The 6,601-nt window shown below is 71.9% G+C and carries 5 protein-coding genes; 3 read left to right on the top strand and 2 right to left on the bottom strand.

Annotated elements, in window-relative coordinates:
- Nucleotides 1-574 precede the first annotated feature (574 nt).
- A complete protein-coding gene (gene mdh / locus DJ73_RS19170) occupies nucleotides 575-1,489 on the bottom strand; it encodes a malate dehydrogenase (protein WP_094558774.1) in 915 nt (304 codons plus the stop codon).
- 153 nt (nucleotides 1,490-1,642) lie between these two features.
- On the opposite strand from mdh, the gene DJ73_RS19165 reads away from it, so the two are divergent.
- The 3 genes from DJ73_RS19165 (at nucleotide 1,643) to DJ73_RS19155 (ending at nucleotide 5,635) form a co-directional block, all read left to right on the top strand.
- The gene (locus DJ73_RS19165; protein WP_094558775.1) at nucleotides 1,643-2,236 is read left to right on the top strand and encodes a hypothetical protein; all 594 of its coding nucleotides are present in this window, start codon (nucleotides 1,643-1,645) and stop codon (nucleotides 2,234-2,236) included.
- Nucleotides 2,237-2,310: 74 nt separating this feature from the next.
- Nucleotides 2,311-3,750, top strand: coding sequence for an MFS transporter (locus DJ73_RS19160; protein WP_094558773.1), 1,440 nt, complete (start codon nucleotides 2,311-2,313; stop codon nucleotides 3,748-3,750).
- 76 nt (nucleotides 3,751-3,826) lie between these two features.
- On the top strand, nucleotides 3,827-5,635 hold the full coding sequence (locus DJ73_RS19155) for a histidine kinase N-terminal 7TM domain-containing protein (protein ID WP_094558772.1): 1,809 nt from the start codon (nucleotides 3,827-3,829) through the stop codon (nucleotides 5,633-5,635).
- Between the two features lie 49 nt (nucleotides 5,636-5,684).
- On the opposite strand, the gene DJ73_RS19150 is transcribed toward DJ73_RS19155, so the two are convergent.
- The gene (locus DJ73_RS19150; RefSeq protein WP_094558771.1) at nucleotides 5,685-6,428 is read right to left on the bottom strand and encodes a DNA polymerase sliding clamp; all 744 of its coding nucleotides are present in this window, start codon (nucleotides 6,426-6,428) and stop codon (nucleotides 5,685-5,687) included.
- Nucleotides 6,429-6,601: the final 173 nt, after the last annotated feature.

Raw genomic sequence — 6,601 nt, 5'->3', positions numbered from 1 at the left:
CGGCGTCGCGGTCGGCGGGAGCGCGCTCTCGACGACGCTCACGACGCTCGTCGTCGCGCTGCTGGTCGGCGGCGGCGTGGTCGCGAGCGCGGTCATCGCCGGCGACGTGGAGTTCTTCGCGAACGCCGACGGCGAATAGGAGGAGTAGGAACTCTGAGTCGATTGTTTATAAGTGGAGAGTTGCGGATCGGCAGAGAACATCTACAAAGCCCCAGCCGCGAGGGCTCGCGCGGCTCGCTGCGCGCTTCAGTCGCTCGCTACGCTCGCTCCTTGCAGTGCTTGCGTCGCCGTGCTTCGCCCTCGCGGCTGCCCCTTTGAGTCCCACCCCGCACAGCAACCGCACCTCACACCTCCCCAGCCTCGTCGCTCGCTTCGCTCGCTCCTCCCTCGCGCACGCTCCTCGCGGCCGCCGATGGCGGCCGCTCGGAGGCGCGCGCCACCGCGGTCCTGAGTTCCGATCGATCACCACCGTCACTCAGGGCTACTTATAAATCGGATCGGCAGTCGACGGTCCGCGGGTCGGTTTAAAAAGCAGAGTGGAGACTGCGGCGTCGACCGCGGTGTCGGGCGCGCCTCAGGCGATCTTCTCGTACTGCTCGGAGAGCTTCTCCGCGGCCTCGTCGAGCAGGTCGGCCTCGTACTCGTCGAGGTCCCACTCGACGACCTCCTCGACGCCGTTCGAACCGAGCTTCGCGGGGACGCCGAGCGCGGTGTCCTCGTAGCCGAACTCGCCGTCGAGCACGACGGAGCAGGGGAGCACCTCGCCGGTGTCGTTCAGGATGGCCTCGACGGTGTGGGCGACGCCGGTGGCCGGGCCCCACTGCGTGGCGCCCTTCCGGCTGATCACGTCCATGGCGGACTCCTGGAGGTCCGCGAGGATCTCCCCCTTCTCGTCGGCGTCGAACTCGGGGTCGCGGCCGTCGACGCGCACCTTCGAGAAGGCGGGCGCCTGCGCGTCGCCGTGCTCGCCGAGGATCGTCGCCTCGACGTTCTTGACGGGCGCGTCGAAGCGCTCGGAGAGGACGTAGCGGAAGCGCGCGGAGTCGAGCCGCCCGCCGAAGCCGACCACCTCGTGGCGGTCGCGGTCGCCCGCCTCGTACAGGTGGCGGTTCAGGAGGTCGACCGGGTTGGAGGTGGTGACGGTGACGAAGTCGTCGTTGTGCTCGGCCAGCGACGAGCCGATGTCCTCCATGATGGGCGCGTTATCGCCCGCCAAGTCGATCCGGGTCTGCCCCTCCTTCCGCGGGATCCCGGCCGTGATCACGACGACGTCCGAGCCGGCGGTGTCCTCGTATTCGCCCTGCCGGACGGTCGTGTTCGAGTCGTAGGCGATCCCGTGGTTCGCGTCGGCCGCCTGCCCGATCGTCGTCTCCCGCTGATCCGGGATGTCGACGAAGACGAGATCGTCGACAACGTCGCGCAGCGCGAGGTTGTAGCCGGCCGCTGCCCCGACGGTCCCCGCCGCACCGATGACGCTAACTTTAGTCATACCGTCTGAAATCGCGGCCGGCCGGCGAGTAAACGTTTCGGAACGCCGTGATCGACGGTGCCGAGGGCGGGCGTCGACCTCGGCGACGCCGGGAACGACTCCGCGAGCCGCGTCGCGAAAACCCTAACTCGGGGCGCGACCCACTCTCACCCAGTGCCGACGTTCCGCTACCCGTGTCCCGGCTGCCGGACGACCAACAGCCTCCACGACGCCGACTGCGACTTCGAGGGCGTGAGCTGGCCGACCATCGAGAAGGCGTACACGGACCTGTTGACCGTTCTCACCGCCGAGCCCGACGGGATGGCCGAGTCCACGCTGCGCGAGGCGGTCCACGGCGACTGGGGCGGGCTCCGCAAGGCCGCGCTCGACGCCTTGGAACGGGAACAGCGCGTCGTCGAGGAGGGCGGTCGCCTCCGCCTCCTCACCGCCGCCGAATTCAAGGAGCTCGTCTCGGAGCCGACCCGCGACCCCATGCGGACCGTCTACGAGCACGGCTCCGTCCCGGGCTGTCACGACAACGCCGTCTTCGCGATGGTCGCGTGGTACGAGATGGTCGGGCTCTCGTGGCCCGAGACCCGCGAGAACGTGGTCGAGTGGCTCCGCGAGTCCGGCGCGTGGGACCGCGGCGGCTTCAAGGAGTCGACGCCGGAGGAGCTCGTCGACGCCAAGCGCCACGTGTACGACGAGGGATACGGCTGGAAGGAGAAGGGGCAGTCCGCGAAGCGCGTCATCGAGCGACACCTGTAGCGGGCGGGAGCCGGCGGCGAACGCCGGAGCGGGCCCGTCCGCCTTTTTAAGTTCACGCGCGTCCTCTCGCCACCGTGACACACCCGGAAGCCGGCGTCGCATCGATCGACGGCGACGTCGGCGGGGACGTCGGTGCCCCCCCGCCGGACGCCGACCCCGACGCCGGCGAGAGCGACGAGCCCCCGCGGCCCCCCGCCGTCGCCAACCCGCGGCGCGCGCTCGCGGTCGTGATCGGCGTCGTGTTCATCGACCTGGTCGGCTTCGGGATCGTGATCCCGATCTTACCCTTCTACGTGCGGTCGTTCGGCGTCAGCGACGCCTTCATCGGTCTCCTAGCGGCGTCGTACTCGCTCGCGCAGTTCCTCGCGGCGCCCACGCTCGGCCGGCTCTCGGACCGGATCGGGCGCCGACCCGTCCTGCTCGCGTCGCTGGCGACCGCCGGCGTCGCGTGGGTGACGTTCGGCTACGCCGGCGAGTCGGGCGCGCGATTCGGGACCGCCGCGGCGCTGGGGACGCTGTTCGCCTCCCGGACGCTGGCGGGGGCGATGGGCGGCAACATCGCCGCCGCGCAGGCGTACGTCGCCGACATCACGCCGCGGGACCGGCGGGCGGGCGCGCTTGGGCTCGTCGGCGCGTCGTTCGCGCTCGGCTTCGTCTTCGGCCCGGCGATCGGCGGGCTGCTCGCCGCCGACCCCGTGGTCGCCCGCGCCGACGCCCTCCTCCCGGCGTTCGTCCCGGCGACGGCGTACTCGCTGCCGAGCTTCGCGGCGGCCGGGATGAGCTTCCTCGCGGTCGGCGTCGGCGCCGCCTTCCTCGAGGAACCGACGCGGACGCGGCCGGCGGGAGACGCGGGGGCGGCCGGGTCGGAGGGGACCCGGCGCACCACCGCTATCGGCCAGTTCCGCGACGCGCTCGCCTCGGTGACGCTCCGGCCGCTGACGGTCGCGTACTTCGTCGTGGCCGTCGCGTTCGCGGGGGTACAGGTGATGTTCATCCCGTTCGTCGCGGACGCGTTCGGCTACGACGCGACCGCCGCGGCGTTCCTGCTCACGTACGTCGGCGTCCTCGGCGCGGTGAACCAAGGGGTGCTCGTCGGGCGGCTCTCGCGGGTCGTCCCGTCGCGGACGCTCGTCGCGGCCGGGTCGGTCGTCCTCGCGGGCGCGCTCGTCGCGATCCCCGCGACCGGGCTCGTCGACGGCGCGGTCGGCGGGGTCGCGCTCGGCGGACCCGCGTGGCTCACGCTCCCGCTCGTCGCGCTGCTCCTCGCGCTCGCGGCGCTCTCGCTCGGGAACGCCCTCGTCAACGTCTCGCTGGCGACGCTCGTCTCCGCGTCGGCCGACGACGCGGAGCAGGGGGCCGCCTTCGGGGTGACGCAGGGCGCGTCGAGCCTCGGCCGGACCGTCGGCCCGCCCCTGATGGCCGTCCTCTACACGGTCGCCGTCGCCTCGCCGTTCCTCGTCGGCGCGCTCCTCCTCGTGCCCGTCGCCGCGGCGTTCGGACGCCGGACCGGATGACCGCGCCGAGGCGAGGGCGACGCGGACCGCGGCCGCACGACAGTTTTACGCCGACCGTCGCCGTCGTCCCCCACACATGGCCCTCGACCTCGTCCCGGCGTGGCCCGCCGTCGGCTCGCTCGCCGGCGGGGCGGGGGCGATCGGCCTCGCGCTGGCGATCCGCGAACACCGCGGACGGCCCGGCGTCGACTGGTTCCTCGGCGTGTTCGCCGCGCAGGCGACGTGGTGTCTGTCGTACGGCGTCGGGCTGCTCGTCACGGACCCGACGCTCCGGACCGCGCTGGAGGCGACGACGTGGCTCGGGATCGTCTGGACCGGGATCGCCTTCCTCGGCTTCGCGCTGGAGTACACCGGCCGGAGCGACGTGGTCCGGAGCCGGCTGTTCGCGGCGGTCGTCGGCTTCGGCCTCCTCTCGACCGCGCTGCTCGCCACGAACCCGCTCCACGGGGCGTTCTGGACCGAGTTCGGGATGGATCCCGCGTTCGGCGTCTCGACGGTCTCGTACGCGTTCGGGCTCTGGGCGTACCTCGTCGTCGCCGTCGAGACCGTGCTCGTCGCCAGCGCCGTCTTCCTCCTCGTCGACACCCTCCTCAGCTACGGCCCGCTGTACCGCCGGGAGAGCGCCGCGGTCGCGCTGAGCTCGCTGCCGCCGGGGTTCGCCTTGGTCGCGTGGACGCTGGAGCTCGGACCGGTGCCGCAGCTCCAGCTCGCGCCCCTGATGTTCGTCCCGCACATGCTGCTGGACGCCTACGCGTTCGACCGCGCGGAGATGTTCGACCGCAACCCGACGACCAGCCGCGCCGCCGAGCGCACCGCGATCGACGACCTCGCCGACCCGATCGTCGCGCTCGCGCTCGATCGGCGCGTCGTCAGGCTCAACCCCGCGGCCGAGACGCTGCTCGGCGTCGACGCCGAGACCGCGCGCGACCGCCCGCTCGACGCGTTCCTCGACCTCCCGGTCGAGGTGGGCGGGTCGAACGGCGAGCGCGGCGACGGCGAGGGCGGCGCCCGCGAGACGGTCGAGGTCGACGCCGGAGCCGGCGCGGGCCGACGCACGTACGCGGTGTCGACCTCGTCGCTGACCGATCCCAGCGGGACGCGCGTCGGCTACACGGTCGTCTTCTCCGACGTGACGGAGCGGGAGCGCCGCCGCCAGCAGCTGGAGGTGTTGAACCGCGTGCTCCGGCACAACCTCCGGAACGACGCGGGCGTCGTCCGCGGCTACGGCGAGCTGCTCGCCGACCGATTGGAGGACCCCGAGCTGGCGCGCATGGCCGACGCGATCGAGCGGCGGGCGGGCGCGCTGGCCGCGCTGGGCGAGAAGGCCGGCACCGTCGAGCGGCTCCTCGCAGACGCGGAGACGAGCGCGGTCGCCGTCGACGAGCTCGTCGGGAACGTCGTCGCCGACGCCCGGGACCGCGATCCGGACGCGACCGTCGAGCTGGGCGGCGAACGGGGCGCGGGGGCGGACGAGGGCGAGAGCGCTCGGGACTGGACCACCCGCGTCAGGGCCGACGCGCTCCGCGCGGTGGTCGAGAACACCGTTGAAAACGCGCTCGTCCACCACGACGGCGAGGGCGTCGAGCGCGATGACGGCGGGGCGTGGGTCCGGGTGACACTCGGGCGGGAGCGCGGCGAGGACGACGGGAGCGGGGAGGCCGACCGGTTCGTTCTCACCGTCGACGACGACGGCCCCGGGATCCCGGACCACGAGATCGAGACCGTCGAGTCCGGGCGCGAGACGGCGCTGGAACACGGCTCCGGGCTCGGGCTGTGGGTCGTCGCGTGGGGCGCGGCGGCGATCGGGGCCGACGTCGACTACGCCGAGCGCGAGCCGCGGGGGACGACGGTGGCGGTGTCGATTCCGGTCGTGGACGAAGAGTGAACGGTCGAGTCGTCAGACGGTCCCACCGAGAACGTCGCTTCCGGTCGTCTCAGTCGCTCTGAATCCTCGGCGCGAGCATATACGTCGCGTGCCCGAGCCCCTCCGCGAACCCGTAGTGGAGCTTGACGGGGAACTCCTCGCCGAGCTCGATGGTGACCTCGGCGTCGCCGGGGATCGCCTTGTTCATGTCCTTCAGGTAGTCGAGGCTGAACAGCGAGTCGGCGGGGCCGGCGGTGAGCGCGATGAGGTCCTCGCGGGTGAGCTCGAGGTCGACGTCGTCGGTGTCGCCCTCGGCCTCGATGAAGAACGCCTCGTCGGTCTCGTCGACGCGCAGGCGGATGTGGTCCGAGACCATGTCGGCCGCCTTGATCCCGCGGTCGATCTGGGCGCCCTCGACGACGATCTCGGCGGCGAGGTCGAGTTCCGGGATGTCCGGCTCCTGGCGGATGGAGTCGGGGTCGATGAGCGCGAGGGTGTACGAGAGGCCGTCGATCTCGATGTGGAGCTTGCGGGTCTCCTCGTCGAGTTCGAGGTGGATCAGGTCGCCGGAGTTGGCCATCCCGGCGATGTCCTCCAGCCGGGCGAGGTTGACGCCGATGACGCCGCCGTCGGCCTCGTACGACTCGAACGCTGCGGCTTCGAGGGTCAGGTCGACCATGCCCACGTTGGCGGGGTCGACGGCGCGGATCGAGAGCTCCTCCTCGTTCAGGCGGATCTTACACTCGTCGACCAGCACGCTCACCGAATCGAGCGCGTCCTGAAACGTCGACGCGCCCACGATGGCCTTGAACATATACGTTCGGCTAGGGCGGTATCACCTAAAAAGGCACCCGATCGGACCGTCACGGTAACGCTCAAAGCGACCGGATGAGGCGGGCGACGACGACCGCGAGCGTCGCCAGCGTCCGCCAGAGGCGGAGGCGTTCGAGCCGGTACGCGAGAGGCTCCTCGTCGTCCGAGTCGTCG

It is taken from the genome of Halorubrum sp. Ea1, from assembly GCF_002252965.1.
Classification (GTDB): Archaea; Halobacteriota; Halobacteria; order Halobacteriales; family Haloferacaceae; genus Halorubrum.
The sequence above is the reverse complement of the archived record's forward strand: the minus strand, read 5'-3'. Positions and strand labels throughout refer to the sequence as shown.

Excerpts from the sequence above, each read along its gene's own strand:
- mdh (WP_094558774.1), bottom strand. The coding sequence starts at position 1,489 with ATGACTAAAGTTAGCGTCATCGGTGCGGCGGGGACCGTCGGGGCAGCG.
- DJ73_RS19155 (WP_094558772.1), top strand. The coding sequence starts at position 3,827 with ATGGCCCTCGACCTCGTCCCGGCGTGGCCCGCCGTCGGCTCGCTCGCC.
- DJ73_RS19150 (WP_094558771.1), bottom strand. The coding sequence starts at position 6,428 with ATGTTCAAGGCCATCGTGGGCGCGTCGACGTTTCAGGACGCGCTCGAT.